We start from the raw sequence: 24,588 nt of genomic DNA on the forward strand, positions 1-24,588 counted from the left end.
AGCAGCACGGCCGAGTTCAGAAACGCGCATCGAGCGTCACTCCGATCTGTCGCGGGGCGCCATATTGCACGAACAGGCCGTTGGCCTGGTCCACATTGTAGACGCGGTATTCCTTGTCGGTCAGGTTTCTGACCCATAACCTCGCCGAGAACCGTTCATCGGCATGATAGGTCACGCTAGCGTCCCAAAGAGTCCGCGGGCGACGATACTCGATGAAATCGTTATCATTATCGTCGAAGATATCGCTCTGATAATCGAGCGAAACGACCGCGCGTAACCAGCCCCAGTCCCATTTCGGGGAGGTGAACCCCAGGTCCGCTGTCACCGCATGCTGGGGCGTACGGCTCAGGCGGCTACCCGCCAGGTTGCGCTGGACCGCACTACCATCGGCGAGGATCGCCGACGTCTGGGTCAGCCGATCGAAGAAGGGGTGCAGGTACGTATAGCGCGCCGTCAGATCGACGAACTCGACCGGCGCCAGCACCAGTTCGCTCTCGATACCCTTGATCGTAGCATCACCGGTGTCGGTGGAGACGCGTGTGCCACCGGGTCCCGCCGTCGCATCCGGAATGACCTGGATCGTCTGCAGATCGCGGTATTTGGCCTGAAACACTGACACGTTGAACCGCAGCCGCCGATCGAGCCAGTCGGTCTTGATGCCCGCCTCGTAATTGGTGACCTTCTCTGGCGCGGTCGCGACGCGGGCCAGGACCGCTGATCCCGGCTGTTCCTGAAACGCCCCCGATTTGAAACCCGTCGATACCGTACCAAACACGAAGATGTTGTCGTTCACGCGGAAATCGGCGCCGACGCGATAGGTCACAAGCTTCTGCCGCGTCACGCCAGGAGAGCCGACCGTCGAATAGCTCACCGTCGGCAGCGCGGGATCGCCCGTCAGCCGCGTGACCTCGTATGTCTTTTTCTCATCGGTGTAGCGCGCGCCGCCGAACAGCCCGAGACCGAAGTCGAACTTATACTGCGCCTCGCCGAAGGCGGCATAGCTGCGGTTGCGCGAATGCGCGACGAAGCGGTTCTCGCTGTTGTCGATCACCGCGGTTTCGCTTTCGCGCTCGCGGTCGATGTCGTCGCGATTATAGTAGAGCCCTGCGACCCAGCTAAACGGTCCCGAACCGAGCGAGGTCAGCCGGGTTTCAGCAGAAAAGGAATCCGCCTGTTCCTTCGCCAACACCTGGATCGCGGGCGCCAGCACGCCGGTGGCTGCGTTCACGGCAGCGGTCGCTCCGTCCAGATCGTCAGAGGAATCGTAGTCCAGCGTCCGCCACGCTGCAGTCGCCGTCAACGTGGCAAAGCCGAGCACGTCCGTGTTGAGCTCGCCGCGGACGCCGCCCGTCGATGTCTTGATGAAGCCGTAGCGATCGGGATCGGCCACGCGCGGCTTGTTGTAGTCGTCGAAGCCGGCGTTCGGCCTCGTAGGATTGAACGCGAGCCGTCGCACGTTGAACCTCGATCCCTGTGCGAGATCCTGATCCGCGATGTCGGCCGAGATCAGGAAGGTCGTGCTGGAACCGAGACCAAACATCGTTTGAAAGCGAGCGCTGATCTTGTTCTCGTCGTCCAGCGGCCTGCCAATCGGGGTCTTGCGGAAACCATCGTTGCTGACCGCGCCGAGCACGATGCGCGTGGCGATCGTATCGGTGATGGGGACGTTCAGCATCACGTTGCCGTTCAGCTGTTTGAACTCTCCGGCGGTGAACTGGACCTGCGCCTCGGCGTCCCGGGTCGGCTTGGCGGTGATGAAGTTTATCGCACCGCCGACGACGTTCTTGCCGAACAATGTGCCCTGCGGCCCCTTCAGAACCTCGATGCGCTGCATGTCGAAGAAATCGATTCCGAGCATCGCGGCACGGCCGAGATAGACGCCGTCGAGGAATGCGACCGAGGACGGATCTCCCCCCGCTCCCTGATTGGCGCTGCCGATCCCGCGAAAGAATGGTCGTGGAGCGGCTCTTGGAAACGCGTCGAAGTTCACCCCGGGTGTCGCCTGCGCCAACTTGGCGAAATCGTTGATCCCCTTTTCCTGCAGCTGGGCGTTGGTGAACGCTGTGACCGTGACTGGCGCACTTTGGAGCGTTTCCTCGCGTCGACGCGCTGTGACGACGACGTCGGCGATGCCTGCGGCCTGCGGATCCTCGACCTCCGGCGACGCCACGGTCGTCGCGGTCTGTGCGCCGGCGGGCATTGCGGCAAGACTGCCGAGAGCGGTCGCGGCGCATAGGAGCGATCGGTAGCTGATCATATTCAGGTCCTCCCCTGCCCCCGCTTTTGGTCAGCGGGGTTGTTGACGCGATGACGCTGTTCGCCATTCGCTGTCCGACACGTGGACCATCTGACGGGCTAGTACGTGTCACCCATGTTACACCCGATCGGATTTCTTACGGGTATGGCAGTGACTGCTCATCGAATCGGGAAGGATCCACGATGGACGACTGCGCGAGGCAACCGGTCCCTGGCATCATCAACCGGGAAAACTGGATCGGTGCGCTTCCGGACTCCGTACGCCTGGCCGTCGAGGCGCGCATGACCAGCTTCGCCGTCGAGCCCGGCATGCCGGTCAAGCGTGCCGGTGAAGCAGCGACTCGCATCTTCCAGGTCGAGAGCGGTTTTCTGAGCCTCATCGGGCTGCACGCGGATGGGCGCCAGGCGCTGATTACGATCTATGCGGCTGGAAACTGCTTCAGCGAGACCGCGATGATCTCGCGGCGCCTGCACAATCACACGACGATCGCGCTAACCCCCGCCGTGATGCGCCAGCTGGATAGCGAGGCTTTCTGGGAACTGTACCACCGACACCCGGAGATACCCGAAGCGCTGTGCCGGAAGTTCGCTGAGGCGATCTCCCGCCAGATGGCCAGCCGCGAGCAGCGTGCGACCCAGCGTCTTGGCAAGCGCGTGGCGATGATGTTTGCCAATCTCGCAGAACATGCCGGATCGGGCACAGGCGAGGGCGGCATCCGTATCGCTTTGCCAATCACGCAAAGTGACATTGCTGACCTTTTCGATGTCACACGCCAGAGCGTGCACCGCGAAGTGACGTATCTTAAGCAGCTGAAACTGGTCGATAGACATCGCAAGGACTGGATCATTCTGGATCCCTCGCGGTTACGCCAGATGTGCACCTACTGATAATGATCTAACGGTTCGGGATGCTTGGCTGATGGAAAAACAGACAAGAAGACCCAGAATCCGACATTCACGGCTTCCCTCCGGCTTACCGAAAGCGGACACTCGTTCAGCTTCTGCGTCGCAAATAGCTGCCGAGCACTTCGAACGTTGCTTACTAAGCTAGGGCATGGCGTCGCACTCTAGAATTACTTGTTGGAAAGCTTAACACGCAGCCAGGCGAGGAAGACGGGGTTCGCGCCATAGGCGATGTTGATGCGCATCGCAGCGGGCGGGTCGGGTTTGCTCGAAAAGTTGGCGGCGGGTGCGATGAAAATGCCTGACCGGGCGGCATCGTAGACCAGATCGTCGCCCGCCATATGCTCCGGCAGATCGACCCACAGGTAGAAGCCGCCTTCTATCGGCCGACGGATGGTCAGGCCGAGCGACTCGAGCGCCGCCACGCTTTCCGCCGAGGCCTTGATGGCGCGGGTGCGCAGGCGCCGGAGGTGTTTGAGGTAGTGCCCGTTCTCGATCAGCTGAAAGATCAACCGTTCGTCATGCGCCGAGGTCGACACGGTGGTGATGACCTTCAATTCGTTCAGGTCGTGCGCGAGGTCGTGCGCCGCGGCGATATAGCCGGCGCGGAAGCTGCCCGCCAAGGTCTTGGAAAAGGTGCCGATATAGATCACGCGATCGAGCTGATCGAGCGCGGCCAGCCGCGGCGCGGTGTAAGGCAGCAGATCCGCGAACGGATCGTCCTCGACGATCAGCAGGTTGTACTCGGTGGCGGCGCGGAGCACCGCATAGGCGGTGCCGAAAGTGATCGAGCCGCCGGTCGGGTTGTGCGCCAGCGATTGCGTGAAGAAGAGGCGCGCGCCGCTGGCTTTGGCCTTGGCGGCCAAATCAGCCGGGTCGGGGCCGTCATGCCGGCGCTGAATGCCGATCGCATTGGCGCCGGCCAGTGCGATCTTGGCGAGCAATGGATAATAACCGGGATCGTCGACCAGCACATTGTCGCCGGCCGAGACGTAGCGGCGGATGATCAGGTCCATCGCGTGATTGGCGCCGTGGGTCATCAGAAGTTGATCGTTGCTGCACGCGATTCCGCGCTCGGCCAGCGCGCCGCACAGGCGATCGCGCAGCGGCGCATGGCCCCAGCTCGAGTTGTATGAATCCGCTTCCTGGAAACGCTGGTAGGAGAGGTAGCGGTGCAGTTCCGACGTCTCGAGCCATTCGGGCGGCGGGCGGCCGTCGCCGGGGCGGACCGGCAGGCGACGATCGAGCTGCTCCGTGAGCAAGGAGACGCGACCGATCGCCGCCGCGAACGGGATGCCGGGCGCGCGGGCGGCTGGCGCAGGCGTGTCGACGACATAATAGCCCGATCCCGGCTTGGCGTGCAGCACGCCCTGACTGACCAGCCGCAGATAGGCCTCGACCACCGTGTTCTTGCCGACGCCCAGCCGTTGCGCCTCGTCGCGGATCGAGGGCAGGCGCTGGCCGGGGCGCAGGCTGCCGGCGCGCATCTGCATCAGGATGCTGTTGATGACGAACTCGATCTTCATGGGCGGTGCGGGCACGGCAGCGATCCCCCTGGCTGGTACGACGTCCCTATCACATTGTCCGGGATTGTACCTGCATCCCGCGCGACGCTGCGTCTATTGGTTCGGGGACGAATGGCAGAGCAACGCTCCGCAAGCCAAGAAATGACGGAAGGGACATTGTGACCAGCAGTGAGGCGGATCGTAGCTCGAGGATTTCGGGCTTCCACAAGCTGAGGGTTGCGGAGCGGATCGATCGGGTCGCGGCGTTTGCCGGGCTCGACGACGCACAGCGCGCGCAACTGGCCGTCGCATCGAACATCGATGCCGAATTGGCCGATCACATGATCGAGAACATGATCACGACGATCGCAATCCCGGTGGGGATCGCTACCAACCTCAAGGTCGATGGCCGCGACGTGCTGGTGCCGATGGCGACCGAGGAATCCTCGGTGATCGCCGCGGTCGGAAATTCGGCGCGCCAATGCTATGAGTCGGGCGGGTTCGTTACGTCGATGTCGGGCACCGAGATGATCGCGCAGATCCAGTTGCTCGACGTTCCCGATCCGCGCCGCGCGCGGCTGGTGATCCTCGAGCGCCGCGACGAGATCGCGGCGATCTGCAACGCCTGCGATCCAGTGCTGGTCAGGCATGGCGGGGGTTTCCGAGATCTAGAGGTGCGCATCGTCGAGACGCCGACCGGGACGATGGTCGTCACCCATCTCATCGTCGACACGCGCGATGCGATGGGCGCCAACGCGGTCAACACCATGGCCGAACGGCTCGCGCCCGACATCGCGCGCTGGACCGGCGGGCGCACCTTGCTGCGCATCCTCTCCAATCTCGCTGACCGCCGCATCGTCCGCGCGCGGGCGACCTGGACCTGCGCGGCGATCGGCGGCGAGAGCGTGCGCGACGCGATGATCGCGGCCTATCAGTTCGCCGACAACGACCCCTATCGCGCGGCGACGCATAACAAGGGCATCATGAACGGCGTGTCGGCGGTGGTGCTGGCGACCGGAAACGACACGCGCGCGGTGGAGGCCGGGGCGCATGCCTTCGCCGCCGCAACCGGGCGCTATCGCAGCCTGTCGAGCTGGGAAGTCACCGCCGAGGGCGATCTCGCCGGATCGATCGAGCTGCCGATGGCGGTCGGGCTGGTCGGCGGCGCGGTCAAGATCCATCCTACCGCGCGGGCGCTGTTGGCGATCCTGCGGGTCGAGCACGCGCACGAACTGGCGCGGATCATTGCCGCGGTGGGCCTCGCGCAGAATTTCGGCGCGATGCGCGCGCTGGCGACCGAGGGCATCCAGAAGGGTCATATGTCGCTCCACGCGCAGAATATCGCCTTTGCCGCCGGCGCGACCGGCGACGAGGTCGGCGAAGTGGCGCGGCGCATCATCGAGCGGCAGGCGATCGGCGAGGAAGCCGCGGCACGCGCGCTTGCCGAATTGCGTGGCGGCGGATGAGACCCGTGCCGGCCATCCGCATCGTCGAGGTCGGCCCGCGCGACGGGCTGCAGAACGAGGCGCGCATCGTGCCGGTCGCGCAGCGCGTCGCGCTGATCGATGCGCTGTCGGCGGCCGGACTGGGCGCGATCGAAGTCGGCAGCTTCGTTTCGCCCAAACGAGTACCGCAAATGGCGGATAGCGATGCGGTACTGCACGGCATCGCGCAGGCCTCGGGGGTGCGCTATCCGGTGCTGGTGCCCAATGCGATCGGCATGCAGAATGCGATCGCCGCCGGCGCGCAGGAAGTGGCTTTGTTCCTGTCGGCGACCGAGGCGTTCAGCCAGCGCAACATCAATTGCTCGATCGCGGAGTCGCTCGAGCGCGCCGCGCAGGTCGCCGCAATGGCGCAGCGCCATGCGATTAAGGTCCGCGCCTATGTCTCGTGCGTGCTGGGCTGTCCCTATGAGGGCGCGGTCACGCCCGGCGCGGTCGCGGCGGTGGCCGCGCAGCTCGCCGCGCTCGGCTGCTACGAGATTTCATTGGGCGATACGATCGGGGTCGGCACGCCGCGCCAGGCGCAGGCAATGCTGCGCACCGTCGCCGCCGACGTGCCGATGCAGCAACTGGCACTCCATTTCCACGACACCTGCGGGCAGGCGCTGGCCAACGTGCTCGCCTGCCTCGAACTCGGCGTGACGACGATCGACAGCGCCGCCGGGGGGCTCGGCGGCTGCCCCTATGCCGAGGGCGCGAGCGGCAATCTGGCGACCGAGGATCTGCTCTACATGCTTGACGGGCTGGGTCTCACCACCGGCGTCGATATGGACCGCCTGCTCGATGCGGTGGCGCTGATCGCCGGCGAGCCCGGCATCGCGCCGCGCTCGAAGCTGTTCGCGGCGCGGCGGGCCAAGCGCTGATCCGACACGATACAAAGATCACCTAGAACAATATAGGGATGGAGATGGATAGCATTGCAGCTGCGGAGGGCACTCCGAAACGCGTTCCCACGCCAAAGGAAGTTCGCACCGTCATCGCCGCGTCGTCGCTCGGCACATTGTTCGAATGGTATGATTTCTTCCTCTACGGCACGCTCGCCGCCTCGGGGATCATCGGGCGGACCTTCTTCCCGACCGGCAACGAGCAGATGCAGACCTTGCTCGCCTGGGCGGGGTTTGCGGTGGGGTTCGGCTTCCGCCCGCTCGGCGCCGCGTTGTTCGGCTATCTCGGCGATAAGCTCGGGCGCAAATACACGTTCCTGGTGACGATCTCGCTGATGGGCGTGGCGACCGCCGGGGTCGGCTTCGTGCCGTCCTACGCCGCGATCGGCTGGCTTGCGCCGGCGCTGATCCTGCTGCTCAGGATCTGCCAGGGGCTGGCGCTCGGCGGCGAATATGGTGGTGCTGCGATATATGTCGCAGAGCATTCGCCCGGTAGCCGGCGCGGCTTCTACACCAGCTTCATCCAGGCCAGCGTCGGCGCGGGCTTCTTCCTCAGCCTGGTAGTGGTGCTTGCCTGCAAATGGAGCATGTCGGCCGAGGCGTGGAGCGCGTGGGGCTGGCGCGCGCCGTTCCTGCTGTCGATCCTGTTATTGGCGATGTCGCTGTGGATGCGCGCCAAGCTGTCCGAGAGCCCGGTGTTCAAGGCGATGAAGGCCGCCGGCAAGACGGCGAGGAATCCGCTCAAGGAAAGCTTCACCTATCCCGGCAATCCGCGGCGGCTGTTCGTGGCGTTGTTCGGCATCGCCGCGGGCTTCACCGTGATCTGGTTCACCGCGATGTTCACCACCCTCGGCTTCCTGCGCAACGCGATGCATGTCGAGGAGACGGTGGCGCAGATCATCGTCGGCCTGGGCGCGCTGATGGGGCTGGGCTGGTTCATCCTGTTCGGCCACCTGTCCGACCGGATCGGGCGCAAGAAGCTGATCGTCGCCGGCTATGCGCTGACGTTGGTGCTGCTGTTTCCGTTGTTCTGGTGGCTCGGCGCGACCGCCAATCCGGCAATGGCACAGGCGGCCGCCCGCGCGCCGGTGGTGGTGACGAGCCCGAGCTGTGGTTACGACGCCTTTGCGGACAAGCAGAAGGATGCCTGCGGGCGGATCCTCGGACATCTCTCGCGCAAGGGCATCGCCTATTCGCTCGCGACCGCGCCCGATTTTGCAGTCTCGATCGGCGGCACCGCCCTGCCCGGCGCGACCAACCCAGAACTCGATGCCGCGCTGACCCGCGCCGGCTATCCGCTCGGCACGATCACGCCGTCGGCGGGCAATATCGCGGTCATCCTGCTGATCATCCTGATCCTCAGCGGCCTGTCCGGCGCGACCTATGGTCCGGTCGCGGCCTTGCTCAGCGAGCTGTTCCCGCCGCGCATCCGCTACAGCTCGATGTCGATCCCCTATCATTTCGGCACCGGCTATTTCGGCGGCTTCCTGCCGTTCGTGGAGCAATATATCGTGGCGCGCACCGGCAATCCCTATGCCGGCCTGTGGTACAGCTGGGGCGTTGTGGCGATGGCGCTGGTGGTAACCCTGTTGTTCCTGCACGAACGCGATCTGATCAAGGATGACTGACATGCCCGCCCCCCTTCCGTCGGGGCGCAGCGGCCCGCTCGCCGGCGTCACCGTGCTCGACGTGACGCGGGTCGTCGCCGGCCCCTATTGCACGATGATCCTCGCCGATCTCGGCGCGACGGTGATCAAGGTCGAGAACCCCGCCGACCCCGATTATACCCGCACCTTCCCGCCGATGATCGAGACCGAGGACGGCCAGACCAGCGCCTATTACGCGCAATATAACCGCAACAAGCAGGGCATCTCGCTCGACCTGCGCAGCGAAGCGGGCAAGGCCACGTTCCTGCAGCTCGCGCGGATCGCCGATATCGTCGTCGAGAATTTCCGCCCCGGGGTGATGGACCGGTTCGGGCTCGGCTATGACGTGCTCAAGGCCGAAAACCCCCGGCTCGTCTATACCGCGATCAGCGGCTTCGGGCGCACCGGGCCCAATGCAAGCAAGCCGGGCTACGACAATAGCGGCCAAGCCTCGGGCGGCCTGTGGTCGATCAACGGCTATCCCGATCAGGCGCCGGTGCGCGTCGGCACGATCATCGGCGATCTCTCCGCCTCGCTCTATGCCGCGATCGGCACGCTCGCCGCGCTGCGCGAGGCCGAGCGCACCGGCCTGGGTCAGATCGTCGACATCTCGCAGCAGGACGCGGTGCTGTCGCTCACCGAAAGCGCGGTGATCCGCAACACCGTCGCCGGCGAAGTGCCGGGGCCGATCGGCAACGAACATCCGTTCGTCAGCCCCTACGGCCTGTTCCCCTGCGCCGACGGCTACGTCTTCTTCGGCGGCTATACCGACAAATTCTGGAGCATCACCTGCGCCATGTTCGGCGAGCCCGAAGTGGCGCGCGATCCGAGGATCGACACGATGGACAAGCGCTTCGATCCCGCGGTCAGCGAAAGCGTGGTCAAGCCGTTGCTCGAACGCTGGTTCGCGACGCGAACCAAGGCCGAGCTCGAAGACATGGCCGGCGACAAGGTGCCGCTCAGCGCGATCAAGTCGATCGACGAGGTGATCGCCGATCCGCACATCGCCGCGCGCGGCATGATCGTCGACGTGCCGGTGGGCGGACAGATGGTGCGGATGCTCGGACTACCGATCACGCTCTCGGGCAGCGCGGTCCAGCCGCACGTCGCGGCGCCCGATCTTGGGCAGGACAATCTGGCGGTGCTGCAGGGCATGCTCGGGCTCGATGCCGCGGCGCTCGCCGCGCTTGGGGTGCGCTGACATGGGCATCGAGGTGACCCGCGAAGGCGCGGTCGGGATCGTCCGCTTCGTGCGGCCTGAAAAGCTCAACGCGCTGACGCTGGCGATGTACGACGACCTCGGCCGCGCCTTTGCCGAATTCGGCCGCGACGATGCCATCAACGCGATCCTGCTCGCCGGATCGGGCGACCGGGCATTCTGCGTCGGCGCCGATCTAACCGAATCGATCCCGGCTTTGGCCTCCGGCCAGTTCGACATCAGCGCCTGGGATCCGGCACATCTCAAGGTCGCGGGCTTCTACAAGCCGGTCGTCTCGGCGGTGCGCGGGCTGTGCATGGGGGGCGGGTTCGAGATCATGCTGGCGACCGACCTGCGCATCGCCGCCGAGGACGCGGTGTTCCAGTTCCCTGAGGTCGATCACGGCTTCGTGCCGGCCGGCGGCACGTTGGTGCGGCTGGTCCGCCAGATCGCATATGCGCACGCGATGGAATTGCTGCTGTCGGGGCGCCGCTTCAGCGCCGCCGAACTGCTCGCGCGCGGGGTGGTCAACCAGGTGGTGCCCGCCGATCGCGTCGAGCCGGTCGCGCTGGAACTCGCCACGTCGATCGCGGCCAAGAACCCGGTCGCGGTGCAGACGATTAAGGAAGCGGTCGTGACGCTGTACGATCTGCCGCTCGCCGACGCCTACGCCCGCGAAGCGACCCTCGGGCAGCGCGCCTTCACCAGCGACCGCGCCCGCGACGGCCTGTCGCGCTTCGCCGCCCGGACCGTCCGCGACTAACACCGAATTGTACCCGTTTCCGGACGGCAACACGAACATGGCATTGCCTGAAAAGCGTACCTAAGAATTTCGGGCTTGTTGCCGTAGGACTTGGCAACAGTAAAAAAACTGAAACCTAAAAATCGCGGGACACGGGCTGCGGGCGACATGTCGAGGAGACGTGCGTCCGGCAACAGGAGGGCGTGCATGTTCAGGTTGATTACCGATGCGGAAGGCGCCGCGAAACCTGAACAGACAACACGAATTCACCCTGCCGATGCCTGCGCAAACCGGCTGCGGGAGCCGAACGATACATCAAGCAACACGATACAATGGGGGTTTACCGTGCATCCTACATCTAAGCGCTTCTTCATGACGTCTTCCGCCCCGCTCGTCGCCCTGGCGTTGCTGCAGGCGACCCCCGCCTTTGCCCAGGCATCGACCGGCGCCGCCGTCGATGTCGCCCAGCAGGATGCGGACATGCCCTCGCAGGACATCGTCGTGACCGCGCAGAAGCGCGAGGAATCGCTCAGCGAGGTGCCGATCTCGATCGCCGTTCTGTCGGGCGCGACGCTCGATGCGTCGTCGGTGGAGGGCGTCGCCGAAGCGCTGCGCAGCGTGCCCGGCGTCACCACCAGCCAATATTATCAGGGCGGCGGCACCGGCGTCACGGTGCGCGGCGTCACCGCCAATGCGCCGACGCTCAACGGCTCCAACCCGGTCAGCTATTATCTCGACACGGTGCCGTTCAGCTTCGTGAAGTCGGCGATCGCGCCGGACTCGAGTGCCTACGATCTGCAGCGCGTCGAGGTGCTGCGCGGGCCGCAGGGGACATTGTACGGCGCCAGCGCGCTCAACGGCGTGGTTCGCGTGCTGACCAACGATGCCGATCTCAGCGCGATCGACTTCAAGGGCCGCGCGGCGGCTTCCTATACGGAGGAGGGATCGCTCAACTATCGCGCTGACGGCATGGTCAACGTGCCGATCGTCGCGGACAAACTCGGCATCCGCCTCGTGGCCGGCTATACCGACAATGACGGCTGGCTGGACCGGCCGAACAAGGACAATTTCAACAGTTCGGAGAATCTGTCGCTCCGCGCCAAGATCGGCTTCCAGCCGATCGAGGATCTGCGGATCGACGCATCCTATTGGCTGGCCCGTGACAATTACGGCGGCCCCTCGGTCGGCACCGAGAATTATACCCGCGGCACCCGCGTGCCCGAGCCGATGTCGATCGACTACGATGCGCTGGGTCTCAAGATCGCCTACGACATGGGCGGCGTGACGCTCACCAACTCGACCGGGTATCTGACGCTGAACAACAACGGCATCTTCGATTATGCCGGCACGATCTTCAACACGACGCTGACCAGCGAGTTCAAGACCAAGATCTTCAGCAACGAAACCACGCTCAGTTCGAACAATTCAAGCTCGCTCACCTGGAGCATCGGCGGCAGCTATCGCTCTGCACGCGACGAGCTGATCCAGGCGACCGATCCCAACTTCTTCAACTATACCGGAATCGACCGGTCGAAGGCGTTCGCGGTGTTCGGCGAAGCGACGCAGGAGCTCGGACAGTTCCGCCTCACCGGTGGCCTGCGCTATTTCAAGGATCGCGTATCGGCGCGTGCTGAAGTGCCCGTCGCCGCGCCGGTCAAGGCCAATTTCAGCGCGGTCACGCCGCGCGTCGTGCTCAACTGGCTGCCGACCAACCGCACCACCGCCTATCTGTCCTATTCGCAAGGGTTCCGCAGCGGCGCGATCCAGTTCCAGGGCCTCGTTCCGGCGAGCTTCCCCACGCTGAAGCCCGATCGGCTGCACAATTACGAGGTCGGCGTGAAGGCGGGCCTGTTCGACAACCGCGTTCAGTTCGAAGGCGCGGTCTATTATATCGACTGGCAGGATGTGCAGCAGTCGCTGCGCATCCCGTTCAATCAGGCCGTGGTGACGGCTTTGGTCAATGGCAGTTCAGCCAGCGGCGTCGGCGTGGATGCGAAGGTCTCGGCCCGCGTCACGCCCGCGCTCACCGTGTCGGTGGCGGGCAACTGGAACGACCTGACGCTGGACGCGCCGGTGGTGTCGCAGGGCTTTACGCTGTTCGAGAAGGGCGATCGCCTGAACCGCTCGCCCGCCGCGACGATCGCCGGTTCGGTCGATTATGCCTTCTCGATCGGCGATCGTAAGGCGCATCTGTCCGGCGCGCTCAACTACACCTCGCCGCAGGAAGATCGCACAGTCAGCGGCGGGCTGCTGATTTCGCGTGGCCAGAACCAGCTGATCGGCGGTTCTCGCTTCTCGATCGAAGCGACCAACCATGTCCGCGCGACTCTGTTCGTCGATAACGTCACCAATCAGAACCACTTCATCGTCGGTGCCGCCGGTATCTCGACGCGGGACTTCGACGCGCGCGTTCGCCCGCGCACCTTCGGCATCCAGCTCGAGTATCGGTGACGCCGGGCGGGCGGATGCTATAGGCGATGTCGGCGCAGCAGAACGGAAGACGGTATGACCAGGCCCTTTGACATCACACGGCGCGGCGTCATCGCCACCGGGGCGGCGGCGATGCTGTGCGGCCCGGCGTTCGGCAATACCGGCGTGCTCGACATCGCCCTGGTCAACGCCCGGGTGTGGACCGGCGACCGCGGGGGCATGTCGGACGCCGTCGGCATCGCCGGCAACCGCATCGCAGCGCTGGGCGCTGCCGCGGTCCGCTCGGCCAGCGGTCGGACCACGCGGGTGATCGATTGCGGGGGCGCGTTCGTCATGCCCGCCTTCATCGATTGCCACACGCATTTCCTGCGCGGCGCGCCGAACCTGACCCAGCCCGATCTGCTCGAGGTGAAGTCTCGCGCGGAGTTCGTCCAGCGGATCGGCGCGGCGGTGCGCGACGTGCCCAAGGGTCAGTGGCTCACCGGCGGGCCGTGGGACGAGCAACGGTTCGGCGGCCAGTTACCGCGCAAGGAATGGATCGATGCGGTCTCGGCCGACACGCCGATCGCGATTCCCCGTACCGACCTGCATTCGCTGTTCCTCAACTCCGCGGCGCTCAGGCTGGTCGGGATCGATCGCAACACGCCCGACGTTGCGGGCGGCGTGATCGAGCGCGACGAGCGCGGCGAGCCGACCGGCGTGCTCAAGGACAATGCGGCCAATCGTGTCTTCGAGATGATCCCGCCACCGACCGAGGCGATCATCGATCAACAAATGCGGCGCGGCATCGCGCATGCGCTGAGCAAGGGCGTCGCGCAGGTCCACAACACCGAGGTCGACTGGTCGGTGCAGGAGGCGGCACGCCGGCTGCGCCGGGCCGGGCCTACCGGCCTGCGCTTCTATTCGTTCGTGCCGCTGGCCGATTGGGCGCGCATGCACGCACTGGTCCAGACCGAGGGGCGCGGCGACGATTGGGTGCGCTGGGGCGCGCTCAAATGCGTGTCGGACGGCTCGCTTGGCGCCCGCACCGCGCGCTTCCACCAGCCCTATCTCGACGACCCCGCAACCCGCGGCGTGTGGACCACGAAAGTCGAGGACATGCGGGACTGGATTCCCGCGGCGGACGCCGCGAAGATGCCGATCACCACCCACGCGATCGGCGACGAGGCGAACGACGTGGTGCTCGACATCTATGCCGACGCAGCACGCCGCAACGGCCGGCGCGATCGGCGCTTCCGCATCGAACATGCCCAGCATCTCAGCCCCGGCGCCTGGACGCGCATGGCGCGGCAGAAGATCATCGCCTCGGTTCAGCCCTATCACGCGATCGACGACGGGCGCTGGGCGGGGAAGCGGATCGGCGAGGAACGGCTCAACCGCACCTATGCGTTCAAGACGATGCTCGATGCCGGCGTCACCACCTGTTTCGGATCGGACTGGCCGGTCGCGCCGATCGACCCGCTGACCGGGATCGACGCCGCGGTGCTGCGCCACACAATCGACGGCACCAATCCGAACGGCTGGCATCCCGAACAGCGCATCATGATCGAGGCGGCGCTCACCGCCTATACGCGCACCGCCGCCTTTGCCGGCTTCCAGGAAGACCGGCTCGGCCGGATTGCGCCGGGCTACCTTGCCGACCTGGTGGTGCTCGATCGCGACCTGCTGACCACGGCGCCGGACCAGTATCTCAAGACCAATGTGCTACGCACGTTCGTCGATGGGCAGGAACGGTTCACCAGCGCCGCCGCGCCCCGCGGCTAGCCCGATGCGAACGACCGACCGGAGATCCACGATGACCTTGCCGCTCAGCCGCCGCGCCGCTTTGGGCGGGCTCGTCGCCCTGCCCTTTCTCGGCGCGGCCGCGCCCGATCCCGCTGCGGCAACCATCGTGATCCGCAACACCTATCTGTTCGACGGGACGGGCAGCGCACGCGCGCTGCGTAACGTGCGGATCACCGGCAACCGGATCGACGCGGTCTCGGCCGGCGATATTCCCGTGCCGGCCGGCGCGACGGTGATCGACGGCGCCGGCCATACGCTGATGCCGGGCCTCACCGACGCGCATTGGCATATGTCGGCGGTAAAGGGCGCGTCGTGGATGGGGCCGGAGGACGCGGTCTCGATCGCGCTGGTGTTTCAGGATGCCGAGCGCCAGTTGCTGCGCGGCTTCACCACGGTGCGCGATACGGCCGGATCGGTGTTCGGCATCCGCGACGCGATCGACCGCGGCATCATGCCCGGGCCGCGCTGCTATCCGAGCGGCGCGGCGATCTCGCAGACCTCGGGCCATGGCGATTTCGATCCGGTCGACGATTTGCCCCCCACGCTCGGTGGTGCCGCCTCGCGCTATCGCCGCTCGGGCATGACCGCGGTGGCCAACGGCGTGCCGGAAGTGCTCGCCGCCGCCCGCCAGCAGTTCAAGCGTGGCGCGACGCAGATCAAGATCATGGCCGGCGGCGGCGTCACGTCCGATTTCGATCCGATCGACACGCTGCAATTCACGCCCGAGGAACTGCGCGCGATCGTGCAGGCGGCGACCGACTGGGGCAGCTATGCCTGCGCGCACGTTTATACCGCCGCCGGCATCCAGCGCTGCCTCGATGCGGGCGTACTGTCGATCGAGCATGGCCATCTGCTCGACGACGCGGCGGCCGCGCGCATGGCACAGAAGGGCGCGTGGCTCTGCACTCAGCCGTTCGAGAATGGCGACAATATCCTCAACCCCGCGCAGATGGAGAAAGCCACGGAGTCGCTGGGCAGCGCCGGCTGGCAGTCGAGCGTGCGGCTGGCCAAGAAGCATGGCGTGAACGTCGCGTTTGGGACCGATCTGTTCTCGCGCACGCCCGCCTCGCGCACCGAGAATGCAATGCTGCCACGGCTCGGCACGGTGTTCAGCAATGCCGAGGTGCTGCGCATCGCCACTTCCGGCAATTGCAGCCTGTTCGCGCGCAGCGGCAAGCGCGATCCATACCGCGCGGCCCCGCTCGGCGTGGTCAAGCCCGGCGCCTGGGCCGATTTGCTGCTCGTGCGCGGCAATCCGCTCGACGACCTCAGCCTGTTCGAGGATTACGAGCGCAACCTGCTGGTGATCGTCAAGGACGGCGTGGTCCACAAGAACCTGATGGCAGCGTGACCGCCATGCGTCGCTCGCTGCCCCTTCTCGCGCTCACGACCTTGGTCGGCGCGCCCGCCGCCGCGCAGCAGGCCCCCGCCCCGCAGGCCTATACGCTGCCCGACACGCAAGTGTTCGATCTTACCGCACGCGACGACAAGCAGGTCTATCGCCTCTTCGTCTCGGTCCCGTCGCAGCCCGCCCCCGCAGGCGGCTTCCCGGTGCTCTATGTGCTGGACGGCAACGCCTTCTTCCCAGGTTTCGCCGGCGAGCGCCGGCTTGAGGAATTCGCCAAGCAGGCCGGCGGCGCGATGATCGTGGTCGGCATCGGCTATCCGACCGACCAGGCCTATGACCTCCAGCGCCGGCTCTACGACCTCACCGCGCCTTGGCCCGGCAAGCTCACCGCGGCCCAAGCGGGCGGCAACGAGCATTTCGCCAAGTTCCTGCTCGATCAGTTGCGCCCCGAAATCGCCCGTCGCTACAAGATCGCCGCCGATCGCCAGTCGCTGTTCGGCCATTCGCTCGGCGGCCTGTTCGCACTGCACCTGCTCTACACCCGGCCCGACGCGTTCGAGGCGATCATCGCCGCCAGCCCCTCGCAATGGTGGAGCGATCAGGCGCTGCTGGCGGAAGAACGCGCCTTCACTGCCCGGCTGACCAGCGGGAAGATCGCCGGCCGCGTCAGCCGCCTGCTGCTGCTGACCGGCGCGCGCGACGAAGCCGCGACAATCACCTGGGATTCCGAGGCGCTGCTGCAGCGGCTCCAGCCGCTGACCGCCTATGGCCTGCGCACGCGTTTCGAGAAGTTTGACGGCGAGACGCATATCACCGTGCCCTATCGCGCGATCACGCCGACATTTCGCTTCGCGGTCGGCCTGCCCTGAACCCCGTTCAGGCCGGATCAGATCGACGACAGCAGGATGCTCGTCTCGCTGTTCAGCACGCCATCGATGCCGCGCACCTCGCGCAGGACGCGGTCGAAATCCGCCAGGCTGTCGGCGCGCAGTTCCGCCACCAGGTCCCAGGCGCCGTTCGTCGTGTGCAGCGTGTGCAGTTCAGGCAAACCACGCAGGTTGCGGATCACCGCGCTGGTCGATCGTCCCGAAACCTCGATCAGCATGATCGCCCGCACCATCGAGGCGGCGCTGTCGGATGCCCGCACCGTGAAGCCGAGGATCACGCCGCCATCGACCAGTCGCGCGATGCGCTTTTCCACCGTACCGCGCGCGACCCCCAGGCGGAGCGCGATCTTCGACACCGGCTTGCGCGCGTCGGCGCGCAGCTCCGCGATGAGGCGACGGTCGATCGAATCCATGGTGAGGGCGGGCGGCGATGCGGATGGGCTCATGCCTCATCTTAAGGACCATGGCGCGGCGCGCCACAGCAATCGTGCAATATGCATCATACCGTTGCGCAATGTGTATCAAGTGCTGACCAGATTGCGGCGTTCTGGCGGTTTCGCCTGTCGCGCGTCGCACGCATTGTCCGGCTCCAAGGAGATCTGACGATGCGATTGGTTGAAGTGAAACATGTGATCGCCTTGGTGCGGCAACGCGGGCTGGCAAGCGTTCTCGTCGATCTGGCCGAGCGGATCGAACAGGATTATCGTCGCTGGGGCCAGTTCGACAAATCGCCGCGCTATGCGGCGCATTCGCCGCACGGCGTGATCGAACTGATGCCGATCGCCGATGCCGAGCGGTTCGGCTGCAAGTATGTCAACGGTCATCCGGCCAATCAGGCGGCGGGGCTGCAGACGGTGATCGGCTTCGGCGTGCTCGCCGATGTCGCCACCGGTTATCCGCTGATGATCGCCGAGATGACGCTGATGACCGCGTTGCGCACCGCGGCGATGTCCGCGCTTGCCGCCCGGCATCTCGCGCGACCGAATGCGCGGAGCATGGCAATCATCGGCCTCGGCGCGCAATCCGAGTTTCAGGCCGTCGCGTTCCAGGCCTTGCTCGGCATTACCGAGTTGCGCGTGTTCGACGTGGATCCGGCCGCCACCGCCAAGTTCCTGGGCAACATGCAAGGTAGCGGGCTGCGCATCGTCTCTACCGACACCGCCGGCGAAGCCGTGGAAGGCGTGGATATCGTCACCACCGTCACGGCCGACAAGCGCGCCTCCACCGTGCTGTCCGACAACATGATCGGCGGCGGCATCCATATCAATGCCGTGGGCGGCGATTGCCCGGGCAAGACCGAGCTCCAGGCGGCGATCCTGCACCGCGCGCGCGTCTTCGTCGAATTCGAGCCGCAGACGCGGATCGAGGGCGAGATCCAGCAGGTGCCGGCCGATTTCCCGGTCACCGAATTGTGGCAGGTGATCGCCGGCGAGACGACTGGGCGCGAGCACCGCGACGAGATCACGCTGTTCGATTCCGTCGGCTTTGCGATCGAGGATTTCTCGGCCTTGTCCTATCTATTCGACGCCACGAGCGATATCGCCCTGCATCGGGAAATCGATCTGCTCGCCGCGCCGGCCGATCCACGCGACCTCTTTGGCCTTCTGCGCCAGCCTGAACCGGCGCTTGCTAGGGTATAAACTATGACTGATCGAACGCCCGCGTCCGCCGATGCCGATAGCGGCCCATTCGGCCGGTTCGACGACGGGGACGTGCGCGCGTTGATCACGGAATATCCGCTTGCCTGGGTCACCGCGCAGAACGACGGTGCGGTCGCCAGCCTGCTGCCACTGATCGGCGTCTATGACGCCGCCGGCCGCTTGACCGAACTGATCGGCCACCTGGCGCGGTCGAACCCGCTATACGCGGCGTTATGCGCGGCGCCGCAGGCCGCCCTCCTGTTCCGCGGGCCCGAGGCCTATATTTCGCCCGAACATGCCGGGCTGAGCGATTGGGCGCCAACCTGGAACTATGCCCAACTCGTGATCCCCGCCGAGATCCGGTTCGACGCCGATCAGACCGAGGCGGCACTGAACGTGCTGATCGACGCGATGGAACACGGCCACGCCGCGCCTTGGACCACGGCGCAGATGGGGCCGCGCTATCACGGCATGCTGGGCGCGATCATCGGCTTCCGCGCAAAGGTGACCGACGTGCAGGGCAAGTTCAAGCTCGCGCAAGACGAGCGCCCGGACGTGCTCCGCGCGCTCTTAGCCAACCACCCTGATCCGGCGATCTGCCGCTGGATCCGCCGGTTCAACGCCACGCGGCTATAGCGTTTCGATCAGCACCAGGACGCAACGCTACACGAAGTTAGGACAGTTCCTTTGCTATCTTGGGCGGTAGGACCCAATCCCGGTCACTCGCCGCCTGATTTCGCCCCCCCCAACAGCGGACGTTGGTTCATAAGAGTTCAGGGTGCTCCACTCTGCCGGAAACCGCAGCGCGGAAAGGCAAGAAATGGGACTTAGCTGCCGTTCCGCATTGCAACTGGGAATGTCCGCGCACGCCGAAAACGGTCACTCCTAAAGCGTCTTTAGCCCCGCGCTGCCATTTCCGCCGCGTCGGGAGCCCAGTCCTCTCGAAGGGCTTTTACTTCTCTCCGGATCATTGGTCAGGCGGGGCAATATCCTCGCAAAACGGCAAGACATATATGCGGAAACATATAATTTTCAACTCGAATATGCTGGGACATATTTCCAATTGAGTTTATAGCGCTATTTGATATGCTCAAGCATATAATATCAAACAAATATATGCCAGGGTAGATAAATGAGTGCGGGAATTGAAGAGATAGCAGCGGGTATCCGCGGGGCGCGTATCGCAAAGGCACTAACCCAGAAGGAGCTGGGGCAGCGCGTTGGCTTGCCCCAAAGCCATATCTCCAAAATCGAAAAAGGCACGGTGGATCTCAAACTTTCAAGCCTTGTCGAGATCGCGCGCGCGCTCGATCTTGAGATCACGCTCGTGCCGCGCAAGGCTTTGCCTGCCGTCGAGGGAGCGGTGCGTGCGCATGGCACGACCGTCGAAACAAGCCGCGCAGTGAGCTTACTCAACGAACAGGCGCATATCGCAGAACGCATCAAAGCAAACTTCCCAGACCTCTCTCAGGTTGAAGGCTTCCAGAATGCGATCCGGAGCATCCCCAGACTGCAATTTGATACAGCTCAACTCAAAGCCCTCGATGAGGCCTTGCAGCCAGCAAAACGGCTGAAGACGATCATCGAGGCTCAGGGCGGGGCAGCTGCTCTCGCCAAACGCATTGAGGAGGCGACTTCGGCTCTCCGGCATTTCCGCAACATTCAGGTGCATCATGCGCCGTTAATCGAGGCTGCACGCCAGCTTCCCGCTTACCGGCTGGAGGAGGATGACGCATGATTGATCCAGCCGCTCTCGCCATACTCCTGCATGATCGCCGCATCGGGACGCTCGCGCGCCTCGATGGCGATCGTAGCATCTTCACGTTCGACGAGGCCTACCTCGCCGACGAAGATCGCCCGACGCTCTCGCTTGCCTATCGTGACCAATATGGCGCAATCATCAATGCGCCTCGCGCCTATCAAACACAGATCGAGCCGTTCTTCTCGAACCTTTTGCCCGAAGGAACCCTGCGCGATTATCTTGCGCGGCGCGCCGGCGTTAAGTCAGTGCGCGAATATCTCCTTCTCGCGCAGCTTGGCGGAGACTTGCCAGGCGCGGTCAAGGCCGTGCCCGTCGAGGCGCGTGACGTGCAGCCTGAAGACGCAGACGAAGAAGGCGTTGCAGCTGAAGCCAAGCGCGCACTGCGCTTCTCGCTCGCCGGCGTTCAACTCAAATTTTCAGCCTTGAAGAACAGGGGCAAGAATGGTGGCCTCACCATTCCGGTGAGCGGCACGGGCGGCGACTGGATCGTCAAACTGCCGTCAGCCCGTCATCCCGACGTTCCGGAAAACGAGTTCGCCGCCATGAGCTTGGCCTCCAAGCTCGGGATCGATGTCCCCGACATCGATCTTCTGCCGCTCGAAACGATCGACGGATTGCCCGACGGGATCACCCGATACGGGGCGTCGGCATATGCCATACGCCGTTTCGACCGGACCGATGCCGGCCCCGTCCACATCGAGGATTTCGCGCAAGTCTACGGTGTCTACGCCGACGACAAATATGAGAACGCGAGCTACCGCCAAATTTTGTCGGTGCTCGCAATCGCAGCCGATGAGGCAAGCTCGGTCGAATTCATCCGCCGGCTCACCTACTCCGTGCTGATCGGCAATGGCGACATGCACCTGAAGAACTGGTCACTGACCTATCCCGATCAGCGCCGACCTATCTTGGCGCCAGCATATGATCTTCTCTCGACCGTCGCCTATATCCCTGAGGAGGTTGCCGCCCTCAAATTTCATCGGTCGCGCGAATGGGAGTCCTTCACCTACCGCGAACTGGAGACGATCGCCGACAAAGCGCGGCTCCCGTCGCATCTGGTTATCTCGACAGCGAAGGAAACAGTAGAGCGGTTTGACGGGCTTTGGGAGCAGGAGAAGACGCATCTCCCCTTCTCGGGTGAGGTAATTGCCGCAATCGAAAAACACAGAAAGCGCCTCTCAGTCTGAACCAACTGCAACAGAATGCGCTTGCATCGAAACAGTTGGTGCGCTGCAGCGGGAGGGCTTAATGGGACAGCAATGGCTGGTTGCGGCAGGAGCGGTCATTGGCGCCCGCGGCGTCGAACGGCGAAAGTTGGTCGAGAGCTGCCACAGCGTTCCGGCGACAGTGACCCAATAGCAGCCCCTCGCAGCGCGGATTTGGTTTGCCGTTTCGGACATCCATTAAGGCTAGAGCCCACTATCGTGTGCTGCAGTGGTGAGGGTCTGAGGCGCCGGTTGCATTTCTTGCCGGCCATCCCGCGCTTTCGAGCAAAACCCCGAATTTCGTACGCGCTCTGGCCGGTATGGCCATCGGCACTTGTCGCCGCTAGCCAATACGGGGTGAGGGTTATTCGCTTTGGGAGACAAGGATTGAAAAACGGGAGGCAGGGCGAACGTAGTGGCCGCTCGCACGCGCGTGCTACGATTGCGGATGTCGCTGAGCTCGCCGGCGTGTCCGCGATGACCGTGTCGAACGTGCTCAACCGCCGCCCCAAAGCAGGTGCCGATGCGCGCGCGGCGGTTCAGGCAGCGGTAGAGCAGCTTGGCTACGTGCCCAATCGCGAAGCCAAACGGCTGGCCGGCGCGCAGACATTGCGCGTCGGGATCTTTTATACGGACGCCGCCACGGCGTTCGTCGGCACCGTCCTGGTAGGCGCGCTGAACGCTTCCGTGCCGATGGGCGCCGAGATCATCGTCGAGCCTGCCGACCCGGCCGATCCTGATGCTCTGCGTGCCTCGCTGCTTCGCTTGCAGCGAAGCGGCGTGAACGGCGTGCTGCTGCCCCCGCCGATTGCCGAACTTGTCGCCATGTCGGGGTGGTTGAGCGAGATCGACCTGCCTGCCGTCGCGGTCAGCCCCGGCGCGTCGCTGCCCGGCTTGCCCTCGGCGCGCTGTGACGAGCAGCACGCCGCTTATGATATCACCCGATTGTTGATCGCGCGTGGCCATCGGCGCATCGGCATCGTCGGTGGCCCGGAGGGACATAGCGCTGCGGCGACGCGGCTGGAGGGATATCGATGCGCCATGGCCGAGGGCGGACTGCCGGTCGATCGCGAGTTTATCGCGCCCGGTGACTTTACTTTTCAGGGCGGCCAGAAGGCGGCGGCGCGGCTGCTCGCCCTGCCCGCGCCGGTCGATGCGATCTTCGCGACCAACGATGCATCCGCCTGCGGTGTGCTGGCGACCGCCCATCAGTTGGGCATTGCGGTACCCGAAGATTTGTCGGTCGTCGGCTATGACGATACGCCGGTCGCTCAACAGGTCTGGCCGGCACTGACCACCGTGCGCCAGGACACGACGGCAATGGGCAAGATCGCCATGACCCTTCTCGCCGACCTTATCGCGGCACGAAGCACGGGGTCGGCGGCACCGCTGGATCGACTGGTTCCCTATAGCGTGATCGAGCGCGGATCGATCCGACCGGCATAATCGAACCGCTTGACATCGACGGTCGAGCTGGCGTTGTAGCGCTAAACCGATCGGAAACTAGATGGCCAGTCTCTCGTCAAGCATCGTCCTGCGGAACTTCGCATGATTGAAAAAATCGCTGGCGATAGGCCTGACGGATGGCCTCCGCGCCGTACGGCTTGGATCGCGGCTGTCATTCTGATGCTCGCCAATACGCTAGCCTTCGTTGATCGGCAGGCACTGGCCCTGTTGGTGGAGCCGATCAAACGAGACTTCGGCGTCTCGGACACCAGCATGAGCCTGTTATATGGGCTCAGCTTCACGCTGTTCTACGTCCTATTGGGTATTCCAATTGCGCGGCTCGCGGACCGGGCCAACCGCCGCAACATCGTGGCCGTGTCGGTGTTCGCGTGGAGCGCGGCGACCGCTTTGTGCGGCGCGGTACGCAGTTTCCCCCTGCTGTTCGCCGCCCGGATCGGCGTCGGCGCAGGCGAGGCGGGGCTGGGCCCGGCGGCCTATTCGATCCTGTCCGATTACTTCCCGGCGAAACGGCTCGCCGCGGCGATCGGCGTGTATCAGATGGGCACCTATCTCGGTGGCGCGCTCGCACTGGTCCTGGGCGGCCTGATGGCGGCGGTAATTCCGACGGATGCGCTGGTGACCGTTCCCATGATTGGCGCCGTCAAGGGCTGGCAATTGGTCTTTCTCGGGCTCGGTATCCCGGGACTGCTCCTGGGCCTGGCAATGCTCTTGATCCGGGAGCCGATGCGGCGCGGGCTGGGCGAGCACGGTGGCCAGGTGGTGCCGCTCCGGCATTTCGTCGCCCATATCATGGCGCGACGCCGCGCCTATCTGGGCATCGGCATCGGCTTTGCGCTGATGATTCTGGTCGGCAACGGGACCGGCGCGTGGATTCCGGCATTTTTTCAGCGTCGCTTCGACTGGACGACGGCGGAAATCGGCGTGCGATATGGCGCCGTCGTCTTCGTTTTCGGTACGTCCGGCGCGTTCTTCGGCGGACATTTCGCCAGCTGGCTTTCGTCGCGGGGCCATCCGCGCGGTAATCTCGGCGCCGCGCTGCTCGGCTTTTCGGCGCTCATACCGCTGACGATCGCTTTTCCCCTGGTGCCGAACCCCTGGATTGCGCTCGGCCTGATCGCAGGCATGAACTTCTTTGCCGGATTCAATTTCGGCGGCGGGCTGGCGGCCTTGCAGGAAATGACGCCCAATAGAATGCGCGCGCTGGTCGCGTCGGCCTATATGCTACTGATCAACCTGATCGGCGGGACGCTGGGCCCGATGGCGGTGGCGTTGCTCACCGATCACTGGTTCGCCGATCCGCAACGGCTGCCGGAGGCGATTTCGATCACCTGCGCGATCGCATCGCCGCTGGCGTTGCTGTGCCTGATAATCGGCATGGCCGGACACCGCGCGACCATGGCCGTCGTCGCCGCTCCCGCGCCATGATCG

Annotated in this window: 19 protein-coding genes; 16 read left to right on the top strand and 3 right to left on the bottom strand. The window is 64.8% G+C overall.

Annotated elements, in window-relative coordinates:
- Positions 1-16: 16 nt before the first annotated feature.
- Entirely contained in the window at positions 17-2,257 is a 2,241-nt protein-coding gene (locus tag NV401_RS12200) for a TonB-dependent receptor (RefSeq protein ID WP_261294705.1), read from the bottom strand.
- A 182-nt stretch (positions 2,258-2,439) separates the two neighbouring features.
- On the opposite strand from NV401_RS12200, the gene NV401_RS12205 reads away from it, so the two are divergent.
- Entirely contained in the window at positions 2,440-3,144 is a 705-nt protein-coding gene (locus NV401_RS12205; RefSeq protein ID WP_261294706.1) for a Crp/Fnr family transcriptional regulator, read from the top strand.
- 185 nt (positions 3,145-3,329) lie between these two features.
- Here the strand turns inward: NV401_RS12205 and NV401_RS12210 are convergent, their stop codons facing one another.
- Complete coding sequence (locus NV401_RS12210) at positions 3,330-4,700, bottom strand: aminotransferase-like domain-containing protein (RefSeq protein WP_261294707.1); 1,371 nt, start codon at positions 4,698-4,700, stop codon at positions 3,330-3,332.
- A gap of 143 nt (positions 4,701-4,843) precedes the next feature.
- Here NV401_RS12210 and NV401_RS12215 point away from each other — a divergent pair, with 143 nt between their 5' ends.
- The 9 genes from NV401_RS12215 to NV401_RS12255 all read left to right on the top strand — a co-directional run bounded on the left by NV401_RS12215 (position 4,844) and on the right by NV401_RS12255 (position 17,068).
- Positions 4,844-6,130, top strand: coding sequence for a hydroxymethylglutaryl-CoA reductase, degradative (locus NV401_RS12215; RefSeq protein ID WP_261294708.1), 1,287 nt, complete (start codon positions 4,844-4,846; stop codon positions 6,128-6,130).
- 5 nt (positions 6,131-6,135) lie between these two features.
- Entirely contained in the window at positions 6,136-7,029 is an 894-nt protein-coding gene (locus NV401_RS12220) for a hydroxymethylglutaryl-CoA lyase (protein ID WP_261294709.1), read from the top strand.
- A gap of 44 nt (positions 7,030-7,073) precedes the next feature.
- A complete protein-coding gene (locus NV401_RS12225; protein WP_261294710.1) occupies positions 7,074-8,678 on the top strand; it encodes an MFS transporter in 1,605 nt (534 codons plus the stop codon).
- Position 8,679: 1 nt separating this feature from the next.
- A complete protein-coding gene (locus NV401_RS12230) occupies positions 8,680-9,897 on the top strand; it encodes a CaiB/BaiF CoA transferase family protein (RefSeq protein ID WP_261294711.1) in 1,218 nt (405 codons plus the stop codon).
- 1 nt (position 9,898) lies between these two features.
- Positions 9,899-10,657: an enoyl-CoA hydratase/isomerase family protein gene (locus NV401_RS12235; protein WP_261294712.1), complete on the top strand. Its 759-nt coding sequence runs from the start codon at positions 9,899-9,901 to the stop codon at positions 10,655-10,657.
- Positions 10,658-11,008: 351 nt separating this feature from the next.
- The gene (locus NV401_RS12240; protein ID WP_261294713.1) at positions 11,009-13,087 is read left to right on the top strand and encodes a TonB-dependent receptor; all 2,079 of its coding nucleotides are present in this window, start codon (positions 11,009-11,011) and stop codon (positions 13,085-13,087) included.
- 54 nt (positions 13,088-13,141) lie between these two features.
- The gene (locus NV401_RS12245; RefSeq protein WP_261294714.1) at positions 13,142-14,830 is read left to right on the top strand and encodes an amidohydrolase; all 1,689 of its coding nucleotides are present in this window, start codon (positions 13,142-13,144) and stop codon (positions 14,828-14,830) included.
- Between the two features lie 31 nt (positions 14,831-14,861).
- Complete coding sequence (locus NV401_RS12250; RefSeq protein ID WP_261294715.1) at positions 14,862-16,202, top strand: metal-dependent hydrolase family protein; 1,341 nt, start codon at positions 14,862-14,864, stop codon at positions 16,200-16,202.
- Between the two features lie 5 nt (positions 16,203-16,207).
- Entirely contained in the window at positions 16,208-17,068 is an 861-nt protein-coding gene (locus tag NV401_RS12255; RefSeq protein WP_261294737.1) for an alpha/beta hydrolase, read from the top strand.
- 17 nt (positions 17,069-17,085) lie between these two features.
- Here NV401_RS12255 and NV401_RS12260 read toward each other — a convergent pair whose 3' ends face one another.
- Positions 17,086-17,532, bottom strand: coding sequence for an Lrp/AsnC family transcriptional regulator (locus tag NV401_RS12260; protein ID WP_261294716.1), 447 nt, complete (start codon positions 17,530-17,532; stop codon positions 17,086-17,088).
- 159 nt (positions 17,533-17,691) lie between these two features.
- Between NV401_RS12260 and NV401_RS12265 the strand changes: the two genes are divergently transcribed.
- The 6 genes from NV401_RS12265 (at position 17,692) to NV401_RS12290 (ending at position 24,585) form a co-directional block, all read left to right on the top strand.
- Entirely contained in the window at positions 17,692-18,726 is a 1,035-nt protein-coding gene (locus NV401_RS12265; RefSeq protein WP_261294717.1) for an ornithine cyclodeaminase, read from the top strand.
- Between the two features lie 3 nt (positions 18,727-18,729).
- The gene (locus NV401_RS12270) at positions 18,730-19,362 is read left to right on the top strand and encodes an FMN-binding negative transcriptional regulator (protein WP_261294718.1); all 633 of its coding nucleotides are present in this window, start codon (positions 18,730-18,732) and stop codon (positions 19,360-19,362) included.
- 496 nt (positions 19,363-19,858) lie between these two features.
- Complete coding sequence (locus NV401_RS12275; protein ID WP_261294719.1) at positions 19,859-20,464, top strand: helix-turn-helix domain-containing protein; 606 nt, start codon at positions 19,859-19,861, stop codon at positions 20,462-20,464.
- A complete protein-coding gene (locus NV401_RS12280) occupies positions 20,461-21,675 on the top strand; it encodes a type II toxin-antitoxin system HipA family toxin (protein WP_261294720.1) in 1,215 nt (404 codons plus the stop codon). Before NV401_RS12275 ends, NV401_RS12280 begins: the two co-directional genes overlap by 4 nt.
- Before the next feature lie 279 nt (positions 21,676-21,954).
- Positions 21,955-23,139 (top strand): LacI family DNA-binding transcriptional regulator, encoded by a 1,185-nt coding sequence (locus NV401_RS12285; RefSeq protein ID WP_261294721.1) that lies wholly within the window; start codon positions 21,955-21,957, stop codon positions 23,137-23,139.
- A 180-nt stretch (positions 23,140-23,319) separates the two neighbouring features.
- Positions 23,320-24,585, top strand: a complete 1,266-nt coding sequence (locus NV401_RS12290) for an MFS transporter (RefSeq protein WP_261294722.1) — start codon at positions 23,320-23,322, stop codon at positions 24,583-24,585.
- Positions 24,586-24,588: the final 3 nt, after the last annotated feature.

The organism is Sphingomonas hylomeconis (assembly GCF_025370105.1).
Classification (GTDB): domain Bacteria; phylum Pseudomonadota; class Alphaproteobacteria; order Sphingomonadales; family Sphingomonadaceae; genus Sphingomonas; species Sphingomonas hylomeconis.